This is a genomic window from Pseudomonas putida (assembly GCF_050990305.1).
Lineage (GTDB): Bacteria > Pseudomonadota > Gammaproteobacteria > Pseudomonadales > Pseudomonadaceae > Aquipseudomonas > Aquipseudomonas putida_AH.
Genome location: NZ_CP158817.1, coordinates 4,940,237 through 4,964,170, shown reverse-complemented (window position 1 = coordinate 4,964,170; position 23,934 = coordinate 4,940,237). Strand labels below are relative to the sequence as shown.

The window sequence follows — 23,934 nt, the reverse complement described above, 5'->3', positions numbered from 1 at the left end:
CGCATTTTGGGCATTGAGTTGACTAGGGAAGTTGCTATTGCATGTGGCGTGAAACCAAAATTCTGCTGATTGATGACGATAGCGTCCGCCGCCGCGACTTGGCGGTGATTTTAAATTTTCTCGGCGAAGAAAATTTACCCTGCGGTAGCCACGACTGGCAGCAGGCTGTCGGCTCTTTGTCGTCTAGTCGCGAAGTGATCTGTGTCCTCATCGGGACGGTCAATGCTCCTGGTGCGCTTCTGGGCTTGCTAAAGACACTGTCCACATGGGATGAGTTCCTTCCTGTTTTGCTAATGGGCGATAATTCTTCTATCGACCTGCCGGAAGACCAGCGTCGCCGGGTGCTTTCGACCCTGGAAATGCCGCCCAGCTACAGCAAATTGCTCGATTCGCTGCACCGTGCCCAGGTCTACCGCGAGATGTACGACCAGGCCCGCGAGCGCGGTCGTCATCGCGAACCCAATCTTTTCCGCAGTCTTGTCGGCACCAGTCGGGCGATTCAGCACGTCCGTCAGATGATGCAGCAGGTCGCCGACACCGACGCCAGTGTATTGATCCTCGGCGAGTCCGGTACTGGCAAGGAAGTGGTCGCGCGCAACCTGCATTACCACTCCAAGCGCCGTGAGGCGCCGTTTGTGCCGGTCAACTGCGGGGCGATCCCGGCGGAGTTGCTGGAAAGCGAATTGTTTGGCCATGAGAAGGGCGCGTTCACCGGGGCGATTACCAGTCGTGCCGGGCGTTTTGAGTTGGCCAATGGCGGCACCCTGTTCCTTGATGAAATCGGCGATATGCCGCTGCCGATGCAGGTCAAATTGCTGCGTGTGCTGCAAGAGCGCACCTTCGAGCGCGTGGGCAGCAACAAGACCCAGAGCGTCGACGTGCGCATCATCGCGGCGACCCACAAGAATCTCGAAAGCATGATCGAGATCGGCACGTTCCGCGAAGACCTGTACTACCGCCTGAACGTGTTCCCGATCGAGATGGCGCCGTTGCGCGAGCGCGTCGAAGACATTCCGTTGCTGATGAACGAGTTGATCTCGCGCATGGAGCACGAGAAGCGTGGATCGATCCGCTTCAACTCTGCGGCGATCATGTCCCTGTGCCGTCACGGCTGGCCGGGTAACGTCCGTGAGCTGGCGAACCTGGTGGAGCGCATGGCGATCATGCATCCGTACGGCGTGATTGGCGTGGTCGAGCTGCCGAAAAAATTCCGCTACGTCGATGATGAAGACGAGCAAATGGTCGACAGCCTGCGCAGCGATCTGGAAGAGCGCGTGGCCATCAATGGCCATGCCCCGGATTTCACCAGCGGCGCCTTGCTGCCGCCCGAAGGCCTCGACCTGAAGGACTACCTCGGTGGTCTGGAGCAGGGGTTGATCCAGCAGGCGCTGGACGATGCCAACGGCATTGTGGCGCGCGCTGCCGAACGGCTGCGTATCCGTCGCACCACGCTGGTGGAGAAGATGCGCAAGTACGGCATGAGCCGTCGTGACGGAGATGAACAGGCGGATGATTGACGCCTGTTTTTCAACTTCTTCATTTATAAGCAGTTTTTTTTAGGCACGGGTATTGCTACATCCCTCGCAACGTTCCGTTTCACTGACGGTCAGCCAAGCGAGAGAGCACGATGCCCCAAGCCGCCCAGATGTCTCCTGCTCCAGATACCTTCGGGGATGCCCTGGCGCAATCGTCGTCCGTAGAGCAGGCAAGCCGGCTTGGCCTCGAGCAGGCTTTCGCTCTGTTCAACCAGATGTCGAGTCAGTTGACCAGTTCCTACAGCATGCTCGAAGCCCGGGTCACTGAACTCAAGGGTGAGCTGGCCGTGGTCAGCGCCCAGCGCATGCAAGAGCTGGCGGAAAAAGAGCGCCTGGCCAACCGTCTGCAAAATCTCCTCGATCTGTTGCCCGGTGGCGTCATCGTCATCGACGCTCAAGGCATCGTGCGCGAAGCCAATCCAGCAGCCTGCGAGTTGCTGGGTCTGCCTCTCGAAGGCGAGTTGTGGCGTCACGTCATTACCCGCTGTTTTGCGCCTCGCGAAGACGACGGTCATGAAATCTCCCTCAAGGATGGTCGGCGCCTGTCGATTGCCACGCGTTCGCTGGATGCCGAGCCGGGTCAGCTTGTGCTGTTGAATGACCTGACTGAAACCCGTCACCTGCAAGATCAGTTGGCCCGTCACGAGCGTTTGTCGTCCCTTGGTCGCATGGTGGCCTCGCTGGCTCATCAGATTCGTACGCCCTTGTCCGCCGCGTTGCTCTACGCCAGTCATTTGACTGAGCAGCCATTGCCGGTCGAAACCCAGCAGCGTTTTGCCGGGCGCTTGAAGGAACGCTTGCACGAGCTGGAGCATCAGGTGCGCGACATGCTGGTGTTCGCCCGTGGCGAGTTGCCATTGACCGATCGTGTCACCCCTAAACAACTGATGCAGTCGCTGCAGGCGGCAGCGCTGACCCATGTGCAAGACCTGCCAATCCGCTGGCAGTGCGACAGCCATGTCGGCGAGCTGCTGTGCAGTCGCGACACCCTGGTCGGCGCCATCCTCAACCTCATCGAGAACGCCATTCAGGCCAGTGCCGGTGATGTGCGTTTGAAGGTGCATCTGTATACCCGTGACAGCCATTTGCGTGTGTGCGTCAGCGATAGCGGCAGCGGTATCGACGACGTCGTACTGGCACGCCTGGGCGAGCCGTTTTTCACCACCAAGGCCACCGGAACCGGGCTCGGTCTGACAGTGGTGAAGGCCGTTGCCCGTGCCCATCAGGGGGAATTGCAACTGCGCTCACGACTCGGGCGCGGTACCTGTGCGCAGGTGATTCTGCCGCTTTTTTCTGATGAAAAACGCAGCGCTCAGGGAGTGGAGTCAACGTCATGAACATCAAGGTTTTACTGGTCGAGGATGACCGCGCTTTACGCGAAGCACTGGCTGACACGTTGTTGCTCGCCGGTCATGACTACAAGGCCGTGGGGTCGGCAGAAGAGGCGCTGGCGCTGGTCGGTACCGAGGCGTTCAATCTGGTGGTCAGTGACGTCAACATGCCGGGCATGGATGGCCATCAATTGCTCGGTTTGCTACGGGCGCGACAGCCGCAATTGCCGGTGTTGCTGATGACAGCGCACGGTGCCGTGGAGCGGGCGGTGGATGCGATGCGCCAGGGTGCGGCGGATTATCTGGTCAAGCCGTTCGAGCCCAAGGCATTGCTCGATCTGGTGGCGCGACACGCCTTGGGCAGTCTCGGTGCCGCCGACAGCGAAGGGCCAGTGGCCGTCGAGCTGGCCAGCGCGCAATTGCTGGAGCTGGCCGCGCGGGTGGCTCGCAGTGATTCTACGGTGCTGATCTCCGGCGAATCCGGGACCGGCAAGGAGGTGCTGGCGCGCTACATTCACCAGCATTCCCATCGCGCGCGTCAGCCGTTCATCGCGATCAACTGTGCGGCAATCCCTGACAACATGCTGGAAGCCACGTTGTTCGGTCACGAAAAAGGCTCGTTCACCGGCGCCATTGCGGCACAGGCCGGCAAGTTCGAGCAGGCCGATGGCGGGACTCTCCTGCTCGACGAAATTTCCGAAATGCCCCTTGGTCTGCAAGCCAAGCTGCTGCGTGTGCTGCAAGAGCGCGAGGTTGAGCGGGTGGGTGCACGCAAGCCGATCAGCCTGGATATCCGCGTGATCGCAACCACCAACCGTGATCTGGCCGGGGAAGTGGCGGCGGGGCGTTTCCGTGAGGACCTCTACTATCGCCTGTCGGTGTTTCCGCTGGCGTGGCGTCCGCTGCGCGAGCGTACCGCCGATATCCTGCCGCTGGCCGAGCGCCTGCTGGCCAAACACGTCAATAAAATGAAGCATGCCACGGCGCGATTATCGCCCGAGGCCCAGGCGTGCCTGATTGGTTACCCCTGGCCAGGTAATGTGCGTGAGCTGGATAACGCGATTCAGCGTGCGTTGATTCTGCAGCAGGGTGGCCTGATACAGCCTCAGGACTTCTGTCTGGCCGGGCCGGTCGTCTGTGCGCCATTGCCGGTATCGGCGCCAGCAACCGCGCCCGTGCGAGCGGTGGAGGTCGATTCCGAATCCGCCGGGGCACTGGGCGATGACCTGCGTCGCCGCGAGTTCCAGATGATCATCGATACCCTGCGCACCGAGCGCGGCCGCCGCAAAGAGGCCGCCGAGCGCTTGGGCATCAGCCCGCGCACCCTGCGCTACAAGCTGGCGCAGATGCGCGATGCGGGCATGGACGTGGAAGCCTTTCTGTTCGCCACGTAATCCCCCCCCCTGTAGGAGCGAGCCCTGCTCGCGATGGTCGTCAACGATGACGCGGGGTTTCAGTATTAACGCGGTGTTCTTGAGTTCATCGCGAGCAGCGCTCGCTCCTACAGGGATCCAGATATAGCCATGGGAAGCTTTTGTAGGACGCAGCCACAGAGCTGGCACCCTTGTTGCTAACACCCCAGTACCCGCCGAGTGAGTGTCAAAAAATTGCGGGCCGCCAATGAGAGCAGAACATGAGCCAAGGTATTGAATTCAACCGGTTGATGCTGGACATGCGCGCCATGCAAATGGACGCCATGTCTGCGCCGAAATCGACTGCCGCCGTCCCTGAACTGAGTGGCAGCAGCTTTTCCGACATGCTCGGTCAGGCTGTCAATAAAGTGAACGATACCCAGCAGGCCTCCAATCAGTTGGCCAGCGCCTTCGAGATTGGCAAGAGCGGCGTCGACTTGACGGACGTAATGATTTCCTCACAGAAGGCCAGCGTGTCTTTCCAGGCATTGACCCAAGTGCGTAACAAGCTGGTTCAAGCCTACCAAGACATCATGCAGATGCCGGTTTAAGGACGAGATTGAGTCATGGCAGAAGCAGTCGCCAATAACGTTCCGGCCAAGGCCACTCCCGCAGACGGCAAGCCGCCGCTGTTCGGATTGTCCTTCCTGGAGAATCTTTCCGAGATGACCATGTTGCGTCAGGTGGGCCTGTTGGTCGGCCTGGCAGCGAGCGTGGCGATTGGTTTTGCCGTGGTGTTGTGGTCCCAGCAGCCGGACTACCGTCCGCTGTACGGCAGCCTTGCCGGCATGGACGCCAAGCAGGTCATGGATACCCTGGCCTCTGCCGATATTCCCTACAGTGTCGAGCCCAACTCCGGTGCCTTGCTGGTCAAGGCCGATGACCTGTCCCGTGCGCGCCTGAAACTGGCGGCCGCTGGTGTCACTCCCAGCGACGGCAACATCGGTTTCGAGATCCTCGACAAGGAACAAGGCCTGGGCACCAGCCAGTTCATGGAAGCCACCCGCTACCGCCGTGGCCTCGAAGGTGAGCTGGCCCGGACCATTTCCAGCCTGAACAACGTCAAGGGTGCCCGCGTGCACCTGGCCATTCCAAAGAGTTCGGTGTTCGTGCGCGATGAGCGCAAGCCAAGTGCCTCGGTTCTGGTCGAGCTGTATTCCGGTCGCTCGCTAGAGCCTGGCCAGGTCGTGGCCATCATCAACCTGGTGGCGACCAGCGTTCCTGAACTGAGCAAATCGCAAATCACCGTGGTTGACCAGAAGGGCAACCTGCTCTCCGATCAGGCGGAAAACTCCGAACTGACCATGGCCGGCAAGCAGTTTGACTACAGCCGTCGTATGGAAAGCATGCTCACCCAGCGTGTGCACAACATCCTGCAACCGGTGCTGGGCAACGATCGCTACAAGGCTGAAGTTTCGGCCGACGTCGACTTCAGTGCCGTCGAGTCGACCTCCGAACAATTCAACCCGGATCAACCGGCATTGCGCAGCGAACAGTCGGTCAACGAACAACGTACTGCCAGCAACGGCCCGCAAGGTGTGCCGGGTGCCTTGAGCAACCAGCCACCGACGCCAGCTTCGGCGCCGCAGACCACCGGCGGTTCCACCGCTTCGGCGGGCATGGTGCAGCCCGGCCAGCCATTGATCGATGCCAACGGCCAGCAAATCATGGACCCGGCCACCGGTCAGCCGATGCTGGCGCCATACCCGGCGGACAAGCGTCAACAATCGACCAAGAACTTCGAGCTTGACCGCTCTATCAGCCACACCAAACAGCAACAGGGTCGGCTCAATCGCCTGTCGGTGTCGGTGGTGGTGGACGATCAGGTCAAGGTCAACCCGGCCAATGGCGAAACCACCCGAGCGCCGTGGAGTGCCGATGAATTGGCGCGCTTTACCCGCCTGGTGCAGGACGCGGTCGGTTTCGACGCCAGCCGTGGCGACAGCGTCAGCGTGATCAACATGCCGTTCTCCACCGACCGTGGCGAAGTGATTGCCGACATTCCGTTCTACTCCCAGCCGTGGTTCTGGGACATCGTCAAGCAAGTGCTGGGTGTCTTGTTCATTCTGGTGCTGGTGTTCGGTGTGTTGCGTCCGGTGCTCAACAACATCACCGGTGGCGGCAAAGGCAAGGATCTGGCTGGCATCGGCAGCGACGTCGAGCTGGGTGGCATGGGCGGCCTGGACGGCGAACTGGGCAACGACCGCGTCAGCCTCGGTGGCCCGACCAGCATCCTGTTGCCGAGCCCGAGCGAAGGCTATGACGCACAGTTGAACGCAATCAAGAGTCTGGTGGCAGAAGACCCGGGTCGTGTGGCTCAGGTCGTGAAAGAGTGGATTAACGCAGATGAGTGATAACCGAGCCGTTGCCGCCAAACTGACCAAGGTCGACAAAGCCGCGATCCTGCTGCTGTCCCTGGGGTCCACCGATGCCGCCCAGGTACTGCGCCACATGGGACCCAAAGAGGTTCAGCGTGTCGGCGTGGCGATGGCCCAGATGGGCAACGTACACCGCGAGCAGGTCGAGCAGGTGATGAGCGAGTTCGTCGATATCGTCGGCGACCAGACCAGCCTGGGTGTCGGCTCCGATGACTACGTGCGCAAAATGCTCACCCAGGCCCTGGGTGAAGACAAGGCCAACGGCCTGATCGACCGCATCTTGCTGGGAGGCAACACAAGCGGCCTGGACAGCCTGAAGTGGATGGAGCCGCGCGCCGTCGCTGATGTGATCCGTTACGAGCACCCGCAGATCCAGGCGATCGTGGTGGCGTACCTCGACCCGGACCAGGCCGGCGAAGTACTGGGCAACTTCGACCACAAGGTGCGACTGGACATCATTCTGCGGGTTTCCTCGCTGAACACGGTGCAGCCAGCGGCCTTGAAAGAACTCAACCAGATTCTCGAGAAGCAGTTCTCCGGCAACTCCAATGCCTCGCGCACCAACTTGGGTGGCATCAAGCGCGCGGCGGATATCATGAACTTCCTCGACAGCTCGATCGAAGGCCAGCTCATGGACTCGATCCGCGAAGTCGACGAAGACCTGTCCGGTCAGATCGAAGACCTCATGTTCGTGTTCAACAACCTGGCCGATGTCGACGACCGCGGTATCCAGGCGCTGCTGCGCGAAGTGTCCTCCGACGTGCTGGTGCTGGCCCTCAAGGGTTCGGACGAAAACGTCAAAGAAAAAATCTTCAAGAACATGTCCAAGCGTGCCGCCGAACTGCTGCGCGACGACCTCGAAGCCAAGGGGCCGGTGCGCGTCAGCGACGTGGAAACCGCGCAGAAGGAAATCCTCACCATCGCCCGCCGCATGGCCGAAGCCGGAGAGATCGTGCTCGGTGGCAAGGGCGGCGAGGAAATGATCTAACACCATGGCCAAGCATGATGAGGAACACACTGACCTGATCCGGGCCGGGGAAGTCAGTGGTTTCGATACCTGGGCGCTGCCCAGTTTCGACCCGCCGGAACCTGAGCCTGAACCGGAGCCGGAACCTGAACCACCGGAAATGGAAGAAGTGCCGCTGGAGGAAGTCCAGCCACTGACCCTGGAAGAACTCGAAAGTATTCGCCAGGAGGCCTACAACGAAGGCTTCGCGGTGGGGGAGCGAGAGGGTTTCCACAGCACCACGCTCAAGGTTCGTCAGGAAGCGGAAGCGGCGCTGGCCCCCAAGATCGCCGGGCTGGAACAACTGATGACGCACCTGTTCGAGCCCATCGCCGAGCAGGACACGCTGATTGAAAAGTCCCTGGTCGACCTGGTGCAGCACATCACTCGCCAGGTGATCCAGCGCGAACTGACCATCGACTCGACGCAGATCGAGCACGTCATGCGTGATGCCCTCAAGCTGCTGCCGCTGGGCGTGAACAACGTGCGCCTGTACATCAACCCGCAGGATTTCGCCCAGGTCAAAGCCCTGCGCGAACGCCATGAAGAAGCCTGGCGCATCGTCGAGGACGAGTCGCTATTGCCGGGCGGTTGCCGGGTCGAGACAGAGCACAGTCGTATCGATGCCACGGTCGAAACCCGCGTCAAGCGGGTCATGGACAAGCTGCTCGATCAGCTCCACGAGCAAGCCTTGCACCCGGCTGCGCCGGACTTGAGCCTTGAGCTGCCGATCGAAGACAAACCCGCGATGGCGGATGTTCCCGATGCGCCTTGAACGCACCAGTTTCGCCAAGCGCCTGGGCAGCTATGCCGAGGCCACGAAGCTGGAAGGCGCGCCGATCCTCGAAGGCCGCCTGCTGCGCATGGTCGGCCTGACGCTCGAAGCCGAAGGTTTGCGCGCCGCCATGGGCAGCCGCTGCATGGTCATCAACGATGACAGCTATCACCCGGTACAGGTCGAAGCCGAAGTCATGGGCTTCTCCGGCAGCAAGGTTTTTCTCATGCCGGTCGGCAGCGTTGCCGGTATTGCGCCGGGCGCCCGCGTCGTTCCCCTGTCCGATTCCGGACGCTTGCCGATGGGCATGAGCATGCTCGGGCGGGTCCTCGATGGCGCCGGTCGCGCGCTGGATGGCAAGGGCGGCATGAAGGCCGAGGACTGGGTGCCGATGGACGGCCCGACCATCAACCCGCTCAAGCGCGAGCCGATCAGCGAGCCGCTGGACGTGGGCATTCGCAGCATCAACGGCATGTTGACGGTCGGTCGCGGCCAGCGGCTCGGGCTGTTTGCCGGCACCGGTGTGGGTAAATCCGTGTTGCTGGGCATGATGACCCGCTTCACCGAGGCCGACATCATCGTCGTCGGGCTGATCGGCGAGCGGGGTCGTGAAGTTAAGGAGTTCATTGAGCACATCCTCGGTGAAGAAGGGCTCAAGCGTTCCGTGGTGGTCGCATCGCCAGCGGACGACGCGCCACTGATGCGTCTGCGCGCGGCCATGTACTGCACGCGCATTGCCGAATATTTCCGTGACAAGGGCAAGAATGTCCTGTTGCTGATGGATTCGCTGACCCGCTTCGCTCAGGCCCAGCGGGAAATCGCCCTGGCCATTGGTGAGCCACCGGCCACCAAGGGTTATCCGCCGTCGGTGTTCGCCAAGTTGCCGAAGCTGGTGGAGCGGGCCGGTAACGCCGAGAAGGGCGGCGGTTCGATCACCGCGTTCTACACCGTGCTGTCCGAAGGCGATGACCAGCAGGATCCGATTGCCGACTCCGCGCGAGGCGTGCTCGACGGGCACATCGTGCTGTCGCGGCGACTGGCCGAGGAAGGTCACTACCCGGCCATCGATATCGAGGCGTCCATCAGCCGGGTCATGCCGGCGGTGGTATCGCCGGAGCACATGACCCGTGCGCAGTACTTCAAGCAGTTGTGGTCGCGCTATCAACAGAGCCGGGACCTGATCAGCGTCGGTGCCTACGTGGCCGGCGGCGATCGCGAAACCGACCTGGCGATTTCTCTGCAACCGCAGTTGGTCAAGTACCTGCGTCAGGGCCTCAATGACAGCATCAGCCTGGGCGAAAGCGAAGCGTACCTCGCGTCGATCTTCGCGCCTGCGGCGGGCGGCTAACCGATCATGGCGCAGAGTCGGGCAGGGCGCCTGGCCCCCGTGGTGGAAATGGCCGAGAAGGCCGAAAAGACCGCGGTCCAGCGCCTGGGGCATTTTCAGGGGCAGGTGCGGCTGGCACAGAGCAAGCTCGACGACCTCGAAGCCTTTCGTCTCGATTACCAGGAGCAGTGGATCGTGCGCGGCAGCGGTGGCGTGTCGGGCCAATGGTTGCTGGGTTATCAAGGCTTCCTGGCGCAATTGGGCACGGCCATCGATCAACAGCGGCAAAGCCTGGCCTGGCACCAGAACAACCTGAACAAGGCGCGGGACACCTGGCAGCAGGCGTTCGCCCGGGTCGAAGGTTTGCGCAAACTGGTGCAGCGTTATATGGATGAAGCGCGTGCGCTGGAGGACAAGCGCGAGCAGAAGCTATTGGATGAGTTGTCCCAGCGTTTGCCGCGGCAGGAACAATATTGAATCCGTTGAACCGCGTTATCGTGCTTCGCGGGCAAGCCTCGCTCCTACAGGATTGGCGTCGTTTGCGAAATCATGACCTACACGAAACCTGTAGGAGCGCGGCATGCCCGCGAAGGCGGTCTGTCAGACGCCACAAAGTCCAACCTTTGCCAAGTTTCCCGCGGGCAAGTCTCACTCCTACGGCTCACTCAATTTGTAGGAGCGCGGCATGCCCGCGAAGGCGGTCTGTCAGACGCCACAAAGTCCAACCTTTACCAAGCTTCCCGCGGGCAAGTCTTACTCCTACGGCTCACTCAATTTGTAGGAGCGAGGCTTGCCCGCGAAGGCGGTCTGTCAGGCACCACAATGTCCAACCTTGCCGCAACCTTTACCAAATGCTACACCTTGTACAAGCCGGCTCATCAATGACAAGGAAGCCATGAAATGTCAGTCCTCACCGAAGTCTCCCTCGATGGCCAAAAGCTGACAATCTCGGTCAAGGGACGATTCGATTTCGCCAAGCACCAGGAATTTCGCGAATCCTACGAGGGTAGAGACCTCAGTGAGGTGGTGATCGACCTCAAAGAGGCGACCTATCTCGACAGTTCCGCGTTGGGCATGCTGCTGTTGCGCGATCACGCCGGAGGCGACGACGCCGATATCCGCGTGGTCAACAGCAGTTGCGACGTGAGGAAAATCCTCGCCATCTCCAATTTCGACAAGCTGTTCGAAATCAGTTGAACGCCGTACAGGCTCCACTGGAATCACTGACGATCCTCATCGCCGAAGACAGCGCGGCCGATCGCATGCTGTTGTCCAGTATCGTCCGGCGCCAGGGGCATCAAGTGCTGACGGCGGCCAACGGTGCAGAAGCGGTTGAGGCGTTTCGCCTGGAACGGCCGCACTTGGTGCTGATGGACGCCATGATGCCGGTGATGGATGGTTTCGAGGCGGCCAGTCAGATCAAGGCGTTGGCCGGGGAAACCCTGGTCCCGATCATCTTCCTGACCTCCTTGTCTGAAAACGAAGCTTTGGCCCGCTGCCTGGAGGTCGGGGGTGACGATTTTCTGGCGAAACCCTACAACCAGGTGATCCTCGGCGCCAAGATCAAGGCGATGGACCGTTTGCGGCGGCTGCAGGCCACTGTGTTGCAGCAACGTGACCAGATCGCCCGGCATCACGACTATCTGCTCAACGAGCAGCGTGTGGCCAAGGCTGTTTTCGACAAGGTAGCCCATTCCGGCTGCCTGAATGCCCCCAACATCCGCTACCTGCAATCGCCTTACGCACTGTTCAACGGTGATTTGTTGCTGGCGGCGTTCACGCCCTCCGGCGACATGCACGTGCTACTCGGTGATTTCACCGGCCACGGGTTGCCGGCCGCAGTCGGGGCGATGCCACTGGCCGAAGTCTTCTACGGCATGACTGCCAAGGGCTATGGCCTGGCGGAAACCCTTCGGGAGATGAATGCCAAGCTCAAACGCATCCTCCCGGTCGACATGTTCTGTTGTGCGACGCTGCTGTGCCTGAGTTTTCAGCGTCGTTCGGTAGAGGTCTGGAACGGCGGCATGCCGGATGGCTACCTGCACAGCATGGCCACGGGGGAGCGCACACCGCTGACGGCCCGGCACTTGCCGCTCGGTGTGTTGAGTCCGACAACTTTCGATGACCGCACTGAAGTGTTTCCGATGGCGCTCGGGGATCGGGTGTTTCTGCTGTCTGACGGGGTGATCGATACCTGCGATGCCAACGAGCAACTGTTCGGTGTGCAACGATTGCAGCAGGTGTTCGCAGCCAATCGTCAGCCTGATGCATTGTTCGAGGAAATCGACCGGGCGTTGCGGGATTTTCGCGGCGAAGCCCGGGACGATGTCAGCATGGTCGAAATCAGCCTGCTGGACTCTGTTCAACTGAATCCACCCGCTCCGGTCTATTCCGACAGTGGCCAGTCCTGCCCGCTGGACTGGTCGGTGAGTTTCGAGTTTCGCGCCGCCACCCTCAAACGTTTCAATCCGCTGCCGTACCTGCTGCAGCTGCTGCTTGAGGTTCACGGCCTCAGGGCCCAGAGCGGGGCGCTATATAGCGTGCTGGCCGAGCTGTACTCCAATGCTCTGGAGCATGGCGTGCTGGGGCTCGATTCCAGCCTCAAGCGCGACGTCGCGGGATTTGCCCGGTATTACAAGCAGCGAAACAAGCGTCTGGACGAGCTGCAGGATGGCTACGTTCGAGTGCATTTGCAGGTCACGCCGCAAGGCGAGGGTGGTCGCCTGGTGATTCGCGTCGAGGACAGCGGCAAGGGTTTTGATGTTGAACGAGTAATGGAGCGCCCCCTCGATCCTGTCCGTTTGTCGGGTCGCGGCGTCAGTTTGATCCGCCAATTGGGGCGTAACGCCAATTGGAGCGACGATGGTCGCAGCGCCCGCGTGGAGTTTTTCTGGGAGGCTCTGGCATAATCCGCGCATTCTTGATCAAGGAGTGAGCAAGTGGCTGACATACATCTGGACCCGGACGTGCTCTGCGCATTGCGAGATGTCATGGAGGATGAATTTTCGACACTGATCGATACCTTCCTCGCAGACTCCGAAGAGCGGTTGCAGCAATTGTCCGTGGCTACCGACCCCACGGCGATTCTCGAGACCGCGCACAGTTTCAAGGGCAGTAGCAGCAACATGGGCGCGATTCGCCTGGCCGGGCTGTGTCATGACCTTGAGTTGCGCGCCAAAGAGCGAAACCTTTCAGGCATTGAATCGCTGGTGGCTGAAATCACCCGCGAATTCGCGTGTGTCCGGCCACTCTATGAAGAGGAGCGACAGCGCGCGCTCTCGACCATCGCCACCGCTCGCCGCTATTAATCACCGGCGGGTAATCACGATCGGGCAAAACTGGCGCGACCTTTGCAGTCAACTCTCCCAACTGTACCTACGATCCCAGTGCAGCGGAGACCGTGCAATGCCCGTTACCCCCAATACGCTTCTTCAAGCTGCCGCTCAGGCCAAGGCTCAAGCCGCCTCCGCCAAATCCACGGCGCTGACCGCTGAGCCCGGGGATAAGGCCGCGAGCTTCTCTCAGGTGTATGCCAAACAGGCGCAGAGCAAGCCTGCCGAGACGACCGATAGTTCTGTCAAGCCGTTGCGCGACAAGACTCAGGATGACGCCGGCAAGCAGGATGTCGCCGACGATCATTCTGCCACCCCGGAGCCGGCCGTTGCCGATAGCGGCAAATCCTTGCCCGCCGATCAACCGGCACCGGCTGATGACAAGGCCGCCAGCGACGATGCGGCGGATTGCGCGCAAACACCCGTCGCCGATACCGCGCCGGTCGATCCGACGCTCGATCCTGCCTTGCTGCAGGCCGTGCAACCGGCGGTCACTGTCCCCGTTCCGTCCACGCCACCCGTGACCGAGCCCGTCGAGGCGCCAGTGGCTGCCGCTGTCACGGCTGCAGCGGCAACAACCGTTACTACCGACACCGATTTCGATCCCGAAGCCGACCCGCTCGACGCACTGCCCGCCGTGCGCATGGCCATGGAGCAGAGCGGTCACATTTCGGCATCCAGCCAGGCACAACCTAAATCCGCGCCGACGCCAGCCCAGGCTCAGGCCGATGGTGAACAGACGTCGGCGCAGAATTTTGCCGCCGGCATGGCCAACATGCTTGATGTGCAAGCCAGCAAGGACAGCACCAGCCAGGGGGGCGACAAGGCGTTTAGCGGCCTGATCGATGAAGGACTAAAGGACATAAAGTCGGCCAGCAGTGACACCCGGGTCGACGATTTCGCCAACCGCCTGGCGGCACTGACGCAAGCGGCCACACCGAAAACCGCCAATGCCATACCGGTTAACCAGCCAATCGCCATGCACCAGAGCGGTTGGACCGAGGAGGTGGTGAATCGGGTCATGTACCTGTCCAGTGCCAATCTCAAGGCGGCTGACATTCAGCTGCAACCGGCTGAACTGGGGCGCCTGGACATCCGGGTAAACATGGTGCCGGACCAGCAGACCCAAGTGACGTTCATGAGTGCTCACCCCAGTGTTCGTGAGGCACTGGATGGGCAGATGCATCGCTTGCGTGACATGTTCGCGCAGCAGGGCATGGGGCAGGTGGATGTCAACGTGTCCGACCAGTCCCGGGGTTCGCAACAGGGGCAGGACCAGGCTCATCAGAGTCAGAGCGGGCGCACCCGTGCCAGTGGTGGTCGCGTCGATTCAATGGATGACGAACTCACCCCGGCCATTGCCGAAGTTGCCGCGCCGGTGACCAGCGTGATCGGCACAAGCGCCGTCGACTACTACGCCTGATCAAACACAAAACCCTTGTAGGAGCGAGGCTTACCCGCGAAAAACGATAACGTGGTTTTACTGATGGACCGCATTATCGTTTTTCGCGGGCAAGCCTCGCTCCTACGGTTGATCCCCGCCCATCTCCCTCCCAACACTTCTGGCATAACACTTGCTCTTGCCTATCCGTGCGACTGTGAAACCCCGAATAGTGACGGATTATTGGCATGGCGAAGAGCGACGCAGCAGTAAAAGACCCCGCAACCAAAGGCAAACTCAAGCTGATTATCCTGATCGTAGTGGCCCTGCTGCTGGCGATCGGATTGTCCGTGGGGGCGACCTGGTACTTCATGCACAGCGCTCAGAGCAAGCCTGCCCCGGCCGCCGAAGTGGCGCCGCTGGGCAAGCAACCGGCGATTTTCGAGTCGATGGCGCCGGCGTTTGTCGCCAACTACAACCAGAACGGCCGTCAGCGCTACATGCAGGTGAGCATCACCATGCTCGGGCGCAACCAGGCCGATCTGGATGCGCTCAAAATTCACATGCCGGTCATCCGCAATAACCTGGTCATGCTCTTCTCCGGGCAGGACTTCGCCACCCTCGCGTCGCCGGTTGGCCAGGAAATGTTGCGTCAGAAAGCCACGGCCAGCGTCCAGGAAGTGGCGCAGAAAGAGCTCGGCAAAGTGGTCGTCGAACAGTTGCTTTTCACTAATTTTGTACTGCAGTAGGAACACGACATGGCCGTGCAAGACCTGCTGTCCCAGGACGAGATCGACGCGCTGTTGCATGGCGTGGACGATGGTCTGGTACAGACCGATACCGTTGCCGAACCGGGCAGCGTCAAAAGCTACGACCTGACCAGCCAGGACCGCATCGTCCGCGGACGCATGCCGACCCTGGAGATGATCAACGAGCGTTTCGCCCGTTACACACGCATCAGTATGTTCAACATGCTGCGCCGTTCGGCGGACGTGGCGGTCGGCGGCGTGCAGGTGATGAAGTTCGGTGAGTACGTGCACTCGCTGTACGTGCCGACCAGTCTCAACCTGGTCAAGATCAAGCCGCTGCGCGGCACCGCGCTGTTCATTCTCGACGCCAAGCTGGTGTTCAAGCTGGTGGACAACTTCTTCGGCGGCGACGGCCGTCACGCGAAGATCGAAGGGCGCGAATTCACTCCCACCGAACTGCGCGTGGTGCGCATGGTGCTGGAGCAGGCCTTCATCGACTTGAAAGAAGCCTGGCAGGCGATCATGGAAGTGAACTTCGAGTACATCAACTCGGAAGTGAACCCGGCCATGGCCAACATCGTCGGCCCAAGCGAAGCCATTGTGGTGTCGACCTTCCACATCGAACTCGATGGCGGTGGCGGCGACCTGCACGTGACCATGCCTTACTCGATGATCGAACCGGTGCGCGAAATGCTCGACGCCGGTTTCCAGTCCGACCTCGACGACCAGGACGAGCGCTGGGTCAATGCCCTGCGCCAGGACGTCATGGATGTCGACGTGCCGATTGGCGCGACCGTCGCCCGTCGCCAGTTGAAATTGCGCGACATCCTGCACATGCAGCCGGGGGACATCATCCCGGTGGAAATGCCGGAAGACATGATCATGCGCGCCAACGGCGTGCCGGCCTTCAAGGTCAAGATGGGCTCGCACAAAGGCAACCTCGCGTTGCAAGTGATCGAGCCGATTGAGCGCCGCTGACCGGCGTTCCAACCCTATTTGAAATGACTGCTTCTGATCGAGCGGTTGCTCGCCGAGGACAAATTGATGGCTAACGATATGAATAACCAGGACGACCAGGCGCTGGCGGATGAGTGGGCTGCGGCCTTGGAAGAATCCGGCGATGGCGGACAGGCCGACATCGACGCGCTGCTGGCCGCCGATGCGGGTATTTCGGGTTCGAACCGGGTGCCCATGGAAGAATTCGGCAGCCAGCCGAGAAACAATGAACCCGTCAGCCTGGAAGGCCCGAACCTGGATGTGATCCTCGATATCCCAGTGTCGATTTCCATGGAAGTGGGCAGCACCGACATCAACATCCGCAACCTGCTGCAACTCAACCAGGGTTCGGTGATCGAGCTCGATCGCCTGGCCGGTGAGCCGCTGGACGTGCTGGTCAACGGTACGCTGATCGCCCATGGCGAGGTGGTGGTGGTCAACGAGAAGTTCGGCATCCGCCTGACCGACGTGATCAGCCCAAGCGAACGCATCAAGAAGTTGCGCTGAGTGAAAAAGCTTCTTTGGAGCCTGTTGGCGCTACCGTTCTGTGTGCTGGCGGCCGAGCCTGTTGCGACGACCGCCGGGGCACCGGTAGCCAGCAGCGGTGTGGCTGGGCAACTGACGCAATTGGTGCTGGGTTTGTTGCTGGTACTCGGGCTGATCTTCTTCCTCGCCTGGCTGTTGCGACGGGTGCAGCAGGCAGGTCCCGCCGGCAAGGGGCAGGTGATCGAGCTGATCGGTTCCCGCGCCCTCGGCCCGCGCGACCGCCTGATGCTGGTGCAGGTCGGCAACGAACAGATTCTGCTGGGTCTGAGCCCTGGCACGATCACCGCGTTGCATGTGCTCAAAGAGCCGGTTGAAGTGCCAACCACCGCCGAGAAAGCGACTCCGGAGTTTGCCCAGCAGCTGTTGAAGATGCTCGGCAAGGATCAGAAGGATAAGAAGTAATGGGTGCGTTTCGCATCGTCTTGACGCTGGCCCTGATGCTGGCCACGCCGCTGGCGTTCGCCGCCGATCCGTTATCGATCCCGGCGATCACTCTGGGTACCAATGCCCAGGGTGCCCAGGAATATTCGGTCAGCCTGCAAATCCTGCTGATCATGACCGCGCTGAGTTTCATCCCGGCGTTCGTCATGCTGATGACCAGTTTCACCCGGATCATCATCGTCTTCTCGATCCTGCGTCAGGCCCTGGGCCTGCAGCAGACCCCATCGAACCAGATCCTCACGGGCATGGCGCTGTTTCTCACAATGTTCATCATGGCCCCGGTGTTCGACCGGGTTAACCAGGATGCCTTGCAACCGTATCTGGCGGAAAAGATGACCGCTCAAGACGCAGTGGCCAAGGCCCAGGTGCCGATCAAGGACTTCATGCTCGCCCAGACCCGCACCAGCGATCTGGAGCTGTTCATGCGCCTGTCCAAGCGCACCGACATTGCCTCGCCGGATCAGGCGCCGCTGACCATTCTGGTGCCGGCGTTCGTGACTTCGGAGCTTAAGACCGCGTTCCAGATCGGCTTCATGATCTTCATTCCGTTCCTGATCATCGACCTGGTGGTGGCCAGTGTGCTGATGGCGATGGGGATGATGATGCTGTCGCCGTTGATCATTTCCCTGCCATTCAAAATCATGCTGTTCGTGCTGGTCGATGGCTGGGCGCTCATCATCGGCACCCTGGCCAGCAGTTTCGGCGGTGTATCGCCATGACCCCTGAAGTCGCCGTCGACATCTTCCGCGAAGCCCTGTGGCTGACCACCATGATGGTTGCGGTACTGGTGATCCCGAGTCTGCTGGTCGGCCTGTTGGTGGCGATGTTCCAGGCCGCGACCCAGATCAACGAACAGACCTTGAGCTTCTTGCCGCGTCTGCTGGTGATGCTGGTGACCCTGATCGTGGCCGGCCCGTGGCTGGTGCAGACGTTCATGGAGTACATCCTGCAGCTGTACCACAGCATTCCGCAGGTCATCGGCTAAGCCATGTCGTCGCTACTCCAGCTGACGGATACCCAGATCAGCACTTGGGTAGCGAGCTTCATGCTGCCGCTGTTTCGCGTCGGCGCCTTGCTGATGGTCATGCCGGTGTTCGGCACAACCCTGGTCCCCAAACGCATTCGCCTGTATTTCGCCTTGGCTATCACGGTGGCCATCGCCCCCAACCTACCCCCCATGCCGCCGGTCAATGCGTTGGACTTGAGTGGGCTGCTGCTGATTGCCGAGCAGATCCTCGTCGGCGCGATCCTGGGTTTCTCCCTGCAACTGTTTTTTCAGGCGTTCGTGGTAGCGGGGCAAATCATTTCTATTCAAATGGGCATGGGCTTCGCCTCGATGGTCGACCCTACCAATGGCGTGTCGGCGGCAGTGATCGGGCAGTTCTTCACCATGCTGGTGACGCTGATGTTCCTGGCCATGAACGGTCATCTGGTGGTGTTCGAAGTGCTGGCCGAGAGCTTCACCACGCTGCCGGTGGGCAACGCCTTGATGGTCAATCACTTCTGGGAGCTGGCCGGCAAGCTCGGCTGGGTGTTGGGCGCAGCGTTGATGCTGGTGTTGCCGGCGATCACTGCGCTGTTGGTGGTCAACATTGCGTTTGGCGTGATGACACGCGCGGCGCCGCAACTGAATATTTTCTCCATCGGCTTCCCGCTGACCCTGGTGCTCGGGATGTTCATCATGTGGGTCGGGCTGGCGGACATTCTCAATCAGTATCAACCGCTGGCCTCCGAGGCGTTGCAGTTTTTACGCGAACTGGCAAAGGCGCACTGAGTCATGGCTGAGAGTGAAAGCGGTCAGGACAAAACAGAAGACCCCACGGAGAAAAAGAAAAAGGACGCCCGGGAGAAGGGCGAGATTGCGCGATCCAAGGAGCTCAATACCCTGGCGATCATGCTCGCCGGTGCCGGTGCGCTGCTGATATTCGGTGGAGCCCTGGCTCAGGAACTGATGGAACTGATGCGTCTGAATTTTTCCCTGTCCCGGGACGTGGTGCTCGACCAGCGCTCGATGGGCATCTTTCTGCTGCACTCCGGGAAAATCGCTTTGCTGGCGATTCAGCCGGTAATGATCACCTTGTTGCTGGCCGCGCTGATCGGCCCGATTTCCCTCGGTGGCTGGTTGTTCTCCGCCGGCACCATGGCGCCCAAGTTCAGCCGCATGAACCCCGGCGCGGGCATCAAACGCATGTTTTCGGCCAAGTCCGTGGCGGAGTTGCTCAAGGCCCTGGCGAAATTCTTCATCATCCTGTTCGTGGCCCTGGTGGTGCTGATGTCGGACATCGACGACCTCCTGCGCATTGCCCATGAGCCGATGGATCGAGCCATCATCCACAGCCTGCAAGTGGTCGGTTGGAGCACCCTGTGGATGGCCTGTGGCCTGATCATCATCGCTGCCGTCGACGTGCCGATTCAGATCTGGGAAAGCATCCAGAAATTGAAAATGACCAAACAGGAAGTGCGCGACGAGCACAAGGACCAGGAAGGTCGACCGGAGGTCAAACAACGGATCCGTCAGGTCCAGCGCGAAATTTCCCAGCGGCGGATGATGGCGGCGGTGCCCGAGGCCGACGTGGTCATCACCAACCCGACCCACTACGCCGTGGCCCTCAAGTACGACCCCGACAAGAGCGGCGCGCCGATGCTCATCGCCAAGGGCAGCGACTTCCTCGCTCTGAAAATCCGTGAAATTGCGGCGGCTAACGAAATTCTGCTGCTCGAATCGCCGGCGTTGGCGAGGTCGATTTACTACTCCACGGAGCTGGAACAGGAAATTCCGGGCGGGTTGTATTTGGCGGTCGCGCAGGTGCTGGCGTATGTCTATCAGATTCGCCAGTACAAGGCGGGCAAGGGCAAGCGGCCGGATCCGTTGAAAGATGATTTGCCAATTCCGCCGGATCTGCGGCGCGATTCCTGATTTTTTGAGTGGGCAGTTCTGGCCCTTTCGCGGGCTTGCCCGCTCCCACAGGTTTTTTGTCGATCACAAAGTCAGCGGACAACCTCGATCACTGTGGGAGCGGGCTTGCCCGCGATGAGGCCGGTCCAGACAACGCAAATCCTTCTCTAACCCCCTCTATTTCAACCCCTCGCAAAAGTTGGAAAGCTTCTTGCAGTAGCCCCGCTGCGCCCGCTTCTGGCGTCAAAAGTTTGCTTTGAAAACACGGGGATTACCGGTGGATCGCTCTCAGTTACTCAACACGACACGCACGCACATGGCAGACCTCAGCCGAGGCAATCTGGGCGTGCCGCTGTTGCTGCTGGTCATGCTGGCGATGATGATGTTGCCGGTCCCGCCGTTTCTGCTGGACGTGTTTTTCACCTTCAACATCGCGCTGTCGATTGTCGTGCTGCTGGTCTGCGTGTATGCCTTGAGGCCGCTGGATTTTGCGGTGTTCCCGACCATCCTGCTGGTAGCGACGCTGTTGCGCCTTGCGCTGAACGTGGCGTCGACACGGGTGGTGATGCTCCATGGCCAGGACGGTCACGCCGCCGCCGGTAAGGTGATCCAGGCCTTCGGTGAAGTGGTGATTGGCGGTAACTACGTGGTCGGTATCGTGGTGTTCGCGATCCTGATGATCATCAACTTCGTTGTGGTGACCAAGGGTGCCGGGCGGATTTCCGAGGTGAGCGCGCGTTTCACCCTCGATGCGATGCCCGGCAAGCAAATGGCGATCGACGCCGACCTCAATGCCGGTCTGATCGATCAAAACCAAGCCAAGGCCCGCCGTGCGGAAGTCGCTCAGGAAGCCGAGTTCTACGGTTCCATGGACGGTGCCAGTAAGTTCGTGCGCGGTGACGCTATCGCCGGCCTGCTGATTCTGTTCATCAACCTGATCGGCGGCATGGCGGTCGGTATTTTCCAGCACAACATGAGCTTCGCCGATGCCGGTAAGGTTTACGCATTGCTGACCATCGGTGACGGTTTGGTGGCGCAATTGCCATCACTGTTGTTATCTACAGCCGCCGCCATCATGGTAACCCGTGCCTCTGGTTCGGAAGACATGGGCAAGCAGATCAATCGCCAGATGTTCGCCTCGCCCAAGGCCCTGGCCGTGTCGGCTGGCTTGATGGCAGTGATGGGCTTGGTGCCAGGCATGCCGCACTTTTCCTTTTTGAGCATGGCGGCCCTGGCGGCTGGCGGTGCTTATCTGTTCTGGAAGAAACAGAACGTTGCCAAGGTCCAGGCGCTGCAAGAGGTCAAGCGCCAGCAGGAGCTGCTGCCATCGCCGGCCCGCGCTCAGGAAACCAAGGAGCTGGGCTGGGATGACGTGACGCCGATCGACATGATCGGCCTGGAAGTGGGCTATCGCTTGATTCCGCTGGTGGACCGTAACCAGGGCGGTCAATTGCTTGCTCGGATCAAGGGCGTGCGCAAGAAGCTGTCCCAGGACTTGGGCTTCCTGATGCCGACCGTGCACATCCGCGACAACCTCGACTTGGCGCCGAGCGCCTATCGCCTGACCCTGATGGGGGTGATCTTGGCCGAAGCGGAGATTTACCCGGACCGCGAGCTGGCGATCAACCCAGGGCAGGTGTACGGCACGCTCAACGGCATCACCGCCAAAGATCCGGCTTTCGGCCTGGAGGCGGTGTGGATCGAAATCAGCCAGCGCGCCCAGGCGCAATCGCTTGGCTACACCGTTGTGGACGCCAGCACGGTGGTGGCGACCCACTTGAACCAGATTCTGTACAAGCACTCCAGCGAACTGATCGGTCACGAAGAAGTGCAGCAGCTGATGCAACTGCTGGCGAAAAACTCGCCGAAGCTCGCCGAAGAACTGGTGCCGGGTGTGCTGTCGCTGTCGCAGTTGCTCAAGGTGCTGCAAGCGTTGTTGGCCGAACAAGTTCCAGTACGCGACATCCGCAGCATTGCCGAGGCCATCGCGAACAACGCTTCCAAGAGTCAAGATACCGCCGCCTTGGTGGCCGCGGTGCGCGTCGGTGTATCCCGCGCCATCGTGCAAAGCATTGTAGGGACTGACTCGGAGCTGCCAGTTATCACGCTGGAGCCAAGGTTGGAACAAATATTGCTCAATAGTCTGCAGAAGGCAGGACAAGGCTCGGAAGAGGGCGTTCTGCTGGAGCCAAGCATGGCCGAGAAACTGCAACGTTCGTTGATCGAAGCGGCGCAGCGTCAGGAGATGCAAGGTCAACCGGTGATTCTGCTGGTGGCCGGTCCGGTTCGCGCGATGCTCTCGCGGTTTGGCCGACTGGCAGTACCGGGTTTGCACGTGTTGGCTTACCAGGAAATCCCTGACAACAAGCAAGTGACCATCGTTGCGACAGTAGGGCCCAACGGCTGAGGTAGTGGGTTATGCAAGTTAAGCGTTTTTTCGCCGCCGATATGCGTCAGGCCATGAAACTGGTTCGTGATGAGCTGGGCGCCGATGCCGCCATCATTGGCAACCGCCGGATCGCCGGTGGTGTCGAGCTGACGGCTGCCCTGGATTACAAGCTGTCGGCGCTGGCTCCGCGTGTTCCGAACATGGAGCTCGAAGACGAGCTGCGCAAGACCCAGTCGCGGATCGTCACCGCCCAGGCCGAATTGAGCCTGCGCAGCGAAGGCGAGAGCGACAATGCGACCAATCGCCAATTGTTCGCCGGCCTGCCGCTGACTGCTGCCGAGCCGCTGATCGAGCCGACCTACACCGAACCGCATCGCCCTGCGCCAGCGCCTGCCGCTGCGCCTGCCATCGACCAGCGTGTGTTCGACTCGATGCGTTTCGAGCTCAACGGCCTGCGTGAATTGCTCGAAGTGCAACTGGGTTCCCTGGCCTGGAATCAGCTGCAAGGCCGCCGTCCGGACCAGGCAAACCTGTGGCGTCGCCTGCAGCGCATCGGTCTGTCTGGCCCGTTGTCGCGAGATCTGCTGGCGCTGACTACCGAAATTGAAGAGCCCCGTCAGGCTTGGCGCATGTTGCTGGCCCACTTGGCGCGGATGATCGTTACGCCGGAACTCGAACCACTGGAAGAGGGCGGTGTGATTGCCATGGTCGGCCCTGCCGGCATGGGCAAAACCACCACCCTGGCCAAGCTGGCGGCGCGCTACGTGTTGAAATACGGCGCGCAAAACATCGCGCTGGTGAGCATGGACAGCTACCGTATTGGTGCCCAGGAACAACTCAAGACCCTCGGTCGGATTCTCAACGTGTCGGTGACCCACGTCGATCCGGGGCAATCGCTGGTGCAGGCGCTGGATCCACTGCTGCGCAAGCGTGTAGTGCTGGTCGATACCGCGGGCCTTCAGGCCAGCGATCCGGCGTTGCGCATGCAGCTTGAAAGCCTGGCCGGACGTGGCATCAAATCAAAAAATTACCTGGTCCTGGCAACCACCAGCCAGAAACAGGTTCTAACCGCCGCTTATCACAGTTACAAGCGTTGCGGCCTGGCTGGCTGCATCCTGACTAAACTGGATGAGACGGCAAGCCTGGGCGAAGTATTGAGCCTGGCCATCGGCCATGAATTGCCGGTGGCGTACCTGACCGACGGCCCGCGGATTCCGGATGATTTGCATCTGCCGCGTCGTCATCAACTGGTCAGTCGCGCCGTCAGCGTGCAAATGCAGGAAGAGCCCAGCGATGAAGCCATGGCCGACATGTTCGCTGACATCTACCACAGCCCCACCAAGCAGGTAGGTTGAGGTAATAATGAATCGTTTTTGTACCTACATCGATGGTCTGCCATGCATTGTTCCGTTTGCGAACGCGCAGCCAGTAATGTGGCCT

The 23,934-nt window shown here is 60.6% G+C and carries 23 protein-coding genes; all 23 read left to right on the top strand.

From position 1 onward, the window contains the following. Nucleotides 1-41 precede the first annotated feature (41 nt). The 23 genes from ABTV22_RS22405 to flhF all read left to right on the top strand — a co-directional run bounded on the left by ABTV22_RS22405 (nt 42) and on the right by flhF (nt 23,849). A complete protein-coding gene (locus ABTV22_RS22405) occupies nt 42-1,517 on the top strand; it encodes a sigma-54 dependent transcriptional regulator (RefSeq protein ID WP_433736638.1) in 1,476 nt (491 codons plus the stop codon). 128 nt (nt 1,518-1,645) lie between these two features. Beyond that, on the top strand, nt 1,646-2,872 hold the full coding sequence (locus tag ABTV22_RS22400) for a sensor histidine kinase (protein WP_433741476.1): 1,227 nt from the start codon (nt 1,646-1,648) through the stop codon (nt 2,870-2,872). Continuing rightward, nucleotides 2,869-4,260: a sigma-54-dependent transcriptional regulator gene (locus ABTV22_RS22395; protein WP_433736637.1), complete on the top strand. Its 1,392-nt coding sequence runs from the start codon at nt 2,869-2,871 to the stop codon at nt 4,258-4,260. The genes ABTV22_RS22400 and ABTV22_RS22395 overlap by 4 nt, the downstream gene beginning before the upstream one ends. 239 nt (nt 4,261-4,499) lie before the next feature. Continuing rightward, a complete protein-coding gene (gene fliE, locus ABTV22_RS22390; RefSeq protein ID WP_433736636.1) occupies nt 4,500-4,829 on the top strand; it encodes a flagellar hook-basal body complex protein FliE in 330 nt (109 codons plus the stop codon). A 15-nt stretch (nt 4,830-4,844) separates the two neighbouring features. Next, entirely contained in the window at nt 4,845-6,632 is a 1,788-nt protein-coding gene (fliF, locus tag ABTV22_RS22385) for a flagellar basal-body MS-ring/collar protein FliF (protein ID WP_433736635.1), read from the top strand. Then, nucleotides 6,625-7,644, top strand: a complete 1,020-nt coding sequence (fliG, locus tag ABTV22_RS22380) for a flagellar motor switch protein FliG (RefSeq protein ID WP_433736634.1) — start codon at nt 6,625-6,627, stop codon at nt 7,642-7,644. Before fliF ends, fliG begins: the two co-directional genes overlap by 8 nt. A 4-nt stretch (nt 7,645-7,648) precedes the next feature. Further along, nucleotides 7,649-8,437 carry a flagellar assembly protein FliH gene (gene fliH, locus ABTV22_RS22375; protein ID WP_433736633.1) on the top strand — a complete coding sequence of 263 codons (789 nt, stop codon included), beginning with the start codon at nt 7,649-7,651 and terminating at the stop codon, nt 8,435-8,437. Beyond that, the gene (fliI, locus tag ABTV22_RS22370; RefSeq protein WP_433736632.1) at nt 8,427-9,785 is read left to right on the top strand and encodes a flagellar protein export ATPase FliI; all 1,359 of its coding nucleotides are present in this window, start codon (nt 8,427-8,429) and stop codon (nt 9,783-9,785) included. The genes fliH and fliI overlap by 11 nt, the downstream gene beginning before the upstream one ends. Before the next feature lie 6 nt (nt 9,786-9,791). Continuing rightward, nucleotides 9,792-10,241 carry a flagellar export protein FliJ gene (gene fliJ, locus ABTV22_RS22365; protein WP_433736631.1) on the top strand — a complete coding sequence of 150 codons (450 nt, stop codon included), beginning with the start codon at nt 9,792-9,794 and terminating at the stop codon, nt 10,239-10,241. A gap of 423 nt (nt 10,242-10,664) precedes the next feature. After that, nucleotides 10,665-10,961: an STAS domain-containing protein gene (locus ABTV22_RS22360; RefSeq protein ID WP_433736630.1), complete on the top strand. Its 297-nt coding sequence runs from the start codon at nt 10,665-10,667 to the stop codon at nt 10,959-10,961. Nucleotides 10,962-11,026: 65 nt separating this feature from the next. Next, nucleotides 11,027-12,673, top strand: a complete 1,647-nt coding sequence (locus ABTV22_RS22355) for an ATP-binding SpoIIE family protein phosphatase (RefSeq protein WP_433741474.1) — start codon at nt 11,027-11,029, stop codon at nt 12,671-12,673. Nucleotides 12,674-12,703: 30 nt separating this feature from the next. After that, nucleotides 12,704-13,072, top strand: coding sequence for an Hpt domain-containing protein (locus ABTV22_RS22350; protein WP_433736629.1), 369 nt, complete (start codon nt 12,704-12,706; stop codon nt 13,070-13,072). A 97-nt stretch (nt 13,073-13,169) separates the two neighbouring features. Then, nucleotides 13,170-14,519, top strand: a complete 1,350-nt coding sequence (locus ABTV22_RS22345; protein WP_433736628.1) for a flagellar hook-length control protein FliK — start codon at nt 13,170-13,172, stop codon at nt 14,517-14,519. A 206-nt stretch (nt 14,520-14,725) separates the two neighbouring features. Beyond that, entirely contained in the window at nt 14,726-15,226 is a 501-nt protein-coding gene (gene fliL / locus ABTV22_RS22340; protein WP_433736627.1) for a flagellar basal body-associated protein FliL, read from the top strand. Nucleotides 15,227-15,235: 9 nt separating this feature from the next. After that, nucleotides 15,236-16,204, top strand: coding sequence for a flagellar motor switch protein FliM (gene fliM, locus ABTV22_RS22335; RefSeq protein ID WP_110964387.1), 969 nt, complete (start codon nt 15,236-15,238; stop codon nt 16,202-16,204). Nucleotides 16,205-16,270: 66 nt separating this feature from the next. Then, nucleotides 16,271-16,729 (top strand): flagellar motor switch protein FliN, encoded by a 459-nt coding sequence (gene fliN / locus ABTV22_RS22330; RefSeq protein ID WP_433736626.1) that lies wholly within the window; start codon nt 16,271-16,273, stop codon nt 16,727-16,729. Continuing rightward, a complete protein-coding gene (gene fliO / locus ABTV22_RS22325; RefSeq protein ID WP_433736625.1) occupies nt 16,730-17,170 on the top strand; it encodes a flagellar biosynthetic protein FliO in 441 nt (146 codons plus the stop codon). Further along, on the top strand, nt 17,170-17,928 hold the full coding sequence (gene fliP / locus ABTV22_RS22320; RefSeq protein ID WP_433736624.1) for a flagellar type III secretion system pore protein FliP: 759 nt from the start codon (nt 17,170-17,172) through the stop codon (nt 17,926-17,928). The genes fliO and fliP overlap by 1 nt, the downstream gene beginning before the upstream one ends. Further along, entirely contained in the window at nt 17,925-18,194 is a 270-nt protein-coding gene (gene fliQ, locus ABTV22_RS22315; protein WP_007938648.1) for a flagellar biosynthesis protein FliQ, read from the top strand. The genes fliP and fliQ overlap by 4 nt, the downstream gene beginning before the upstream one ends. Before the next feature lie 3 nt (nt 18,195-18,197). Further along, entirely contained in the window at nt 18,198-18,983 is a 786-nt protein-coding gene (gene fliR / locus ABTV22_RS22310) for a flagellar biosynthetic protein FliR (protein ID WP_433736623.1), read from the top strand. A gap of 3 nt (nt 18,984-18,986) precedes the next feature. Beyond that, nucleotides 18,987-20,126: a flagellar biosynthesis protein FlhB gene (gene flhB, locus ABTV22_RS22305; protein WP_433736622.1), complete on the top strand. Its 1,140-nt coding sequence runs from the start codon at nt 18,987-18,989 to the stop codon at nt 20,124-20,126. A 295-nt stretch (nt 20,127-20,421) separates the two neighbouring features. Further along, nucleotides 20,422-22,512 carry a flagellar biosynthesis protein FlhA gene (flhA, locus tag ABTV22_RS22300; RefSeq protein ID WP_433736621.1) on the top strand — a complete coding sequence of 697 codons (2,091 nt, stop codon included), beginning with the start codon at nt 20,422-20,424 and terminating at the stop codon, nt 22,510-22,512. 11 nt (nt 22,513-22,523) lie between these two features. Beyond that, nucleotides 22,524-23,849 (top strand): flagellar biosynthesis protein FlhF, encoded by a 1,326-nt coding sequence (gene flhF, locus ABTV22_RS22295; RefSeq protein WP_433736620.1) that lies wholly within the window; start codon nt 22,524-22,526, stop codon nt 23,847-23,849. Nucleotides 23,850-23,934: the final 85 nt, after the last annotated feature.

Excerpts from the sequence above, each read along its gene's own strand:
- fliN (WP_433736626.1), top strand. The coding sequence starts at position 16,271 with ATGGCTAACGATATGAATAACCAGGACGACCAGGCGCTGGCGGATGAG.
- fliR (WP_433736623.1), top strand. The coding sequence starts at position 18,198 with ATGTCGTCGCTACTCCAGCTGACGGATACCCAGATCAGCACTTGGGTA.
- ABTV22_RS22395 (WP_433736637.1), top strand. The coding sequence starts at position 2,869 with ATGAACATCAAGGTTTTACTGGTCGAGGATGACCGCGCTTTACGCGAA.
- flhF (WP_433736620.1), top strand. The coding sequence starts at position 22,524 with ATGCAAGTTAAGCGTTTTTTCGCCGCCGATATGCGTCAGGCCATGAAA.
- ABTV22_RS22355 (WP_433741474.1), top strand. The coding sequence starts at position 11,027 with ATGCTGTTGTCCAGTATCGTCCGGCGCCAGGGGCATCAAGTGCTGACG.
- ABTV22_RS22360 (WP_433736630.1), top strand. The coding sequence starts at position 10,665 with ATGTCAGTCCTCACCGAAGTCTCCCTCGATGGCCAAAAGCTGACAATC.
- fliE (WP_433736636.1), top strand. The coding sequence starts at position 4,500 with ATGAGCCAAGGTATTGAATTCAACCGGTTGATGCTGGACATGCGCGCC.
- fliF (WP_433736635.1), top strand. The coding sequence starts at position 4,845 with ATGGCAGAAGCAGTCGCCAATAACGTTCCGGCCAAGGCCACTCCCGCA.
- fliH (WP_433736633.1), top strand. The coding sequence starts at position 7,649 with ATGGCCAAGCATGATGAGGAACACACTGACCTGATCCGGGCCGGGGAA.
- ABTV22_RS22345 (WP_433736628.1), top strand. The coding sequence starts at position 13,170 with ATGCCCGTTACCCCCAATACGCTTCTTCAAGCTGCCGCTCAGGCCAAG.
- fliL (WP_433736627.1), top strand. The coding sequence starts at position 14,726 with ATGGCGAAGAGCGACGCAGCAGTAAAAGACCCCGCAACCAAAGGCAAA.
- fliQ (WP_007938648.1), top strand. The coding sequence starts at position 17,925 with ATGACCCCTGAAGTCGCCGTCGACATCTTCCGCGAAGCCCTGTGGCTG.
- fliM (WP_110964387.1), top strand. The coding sequence starts at position 15,236 with ATGGCCGTGCAAGACCTGCTGTCCCAGGACGAGATCGACGCGCTGTTG.
- flhB (WP_433736622.1), top strand. The coding sequence starts at position 18,987 with ATGGCTGAGAGTGAAAGCGGTCAGGACAAAACAGAAGACCCCACGGAG.
- ABTV22_RS22400 (WP_433741476.1), top strand. The coding sequence starts at position 1,646 with ATGTCTCCTGCTCCAGATACCTTCGGGGATGCCCTGGCGCAATCGTCG.
- fliP (WP_433736624.1), top strand. The coding sequence starts at position 17,170 with ATGGGTGCGTTTCGCATCGTCTTGACGCTGGCCCTGATGCTGGCCACG.
- ABTV22_RS22405 (WP_433736638.1), top strand. The coding sequence starts at position 42 with ATGTGGCGTGAAACCAAAATTCTGCTGATTGATGACGATAGCGTCCGC.
- flhA (WP_433736621.1), top strand. The coding sequence starts at position 20,422 with ATGGCAGACCTCAGCCGAGGCAATCTGGGCGTGCCGCTGTTGCTGCTG.
- fliI (WP_433736632.1), top strand. The coding sequence starts at position 8,427 with ATGCGCCTTGAACGCACCAGTTTCGCCAAGCGCCTGGGCAGCTATGCC.
- fliJ (WP_433736631.1), top strand. The coding sequence starts at position 9,792 with ATGGCGCAGAGTCGGGCAGGGCGCCTGGCCCCCGTGGTGGAAATGGCC.
- fliG (WP_433736634.1), top strand. The coding sequence starts at position 6,625 with ATGAGTGATAACCGAGCCGTTGCCGCCAAACTGACCAAGGTCGACAAA.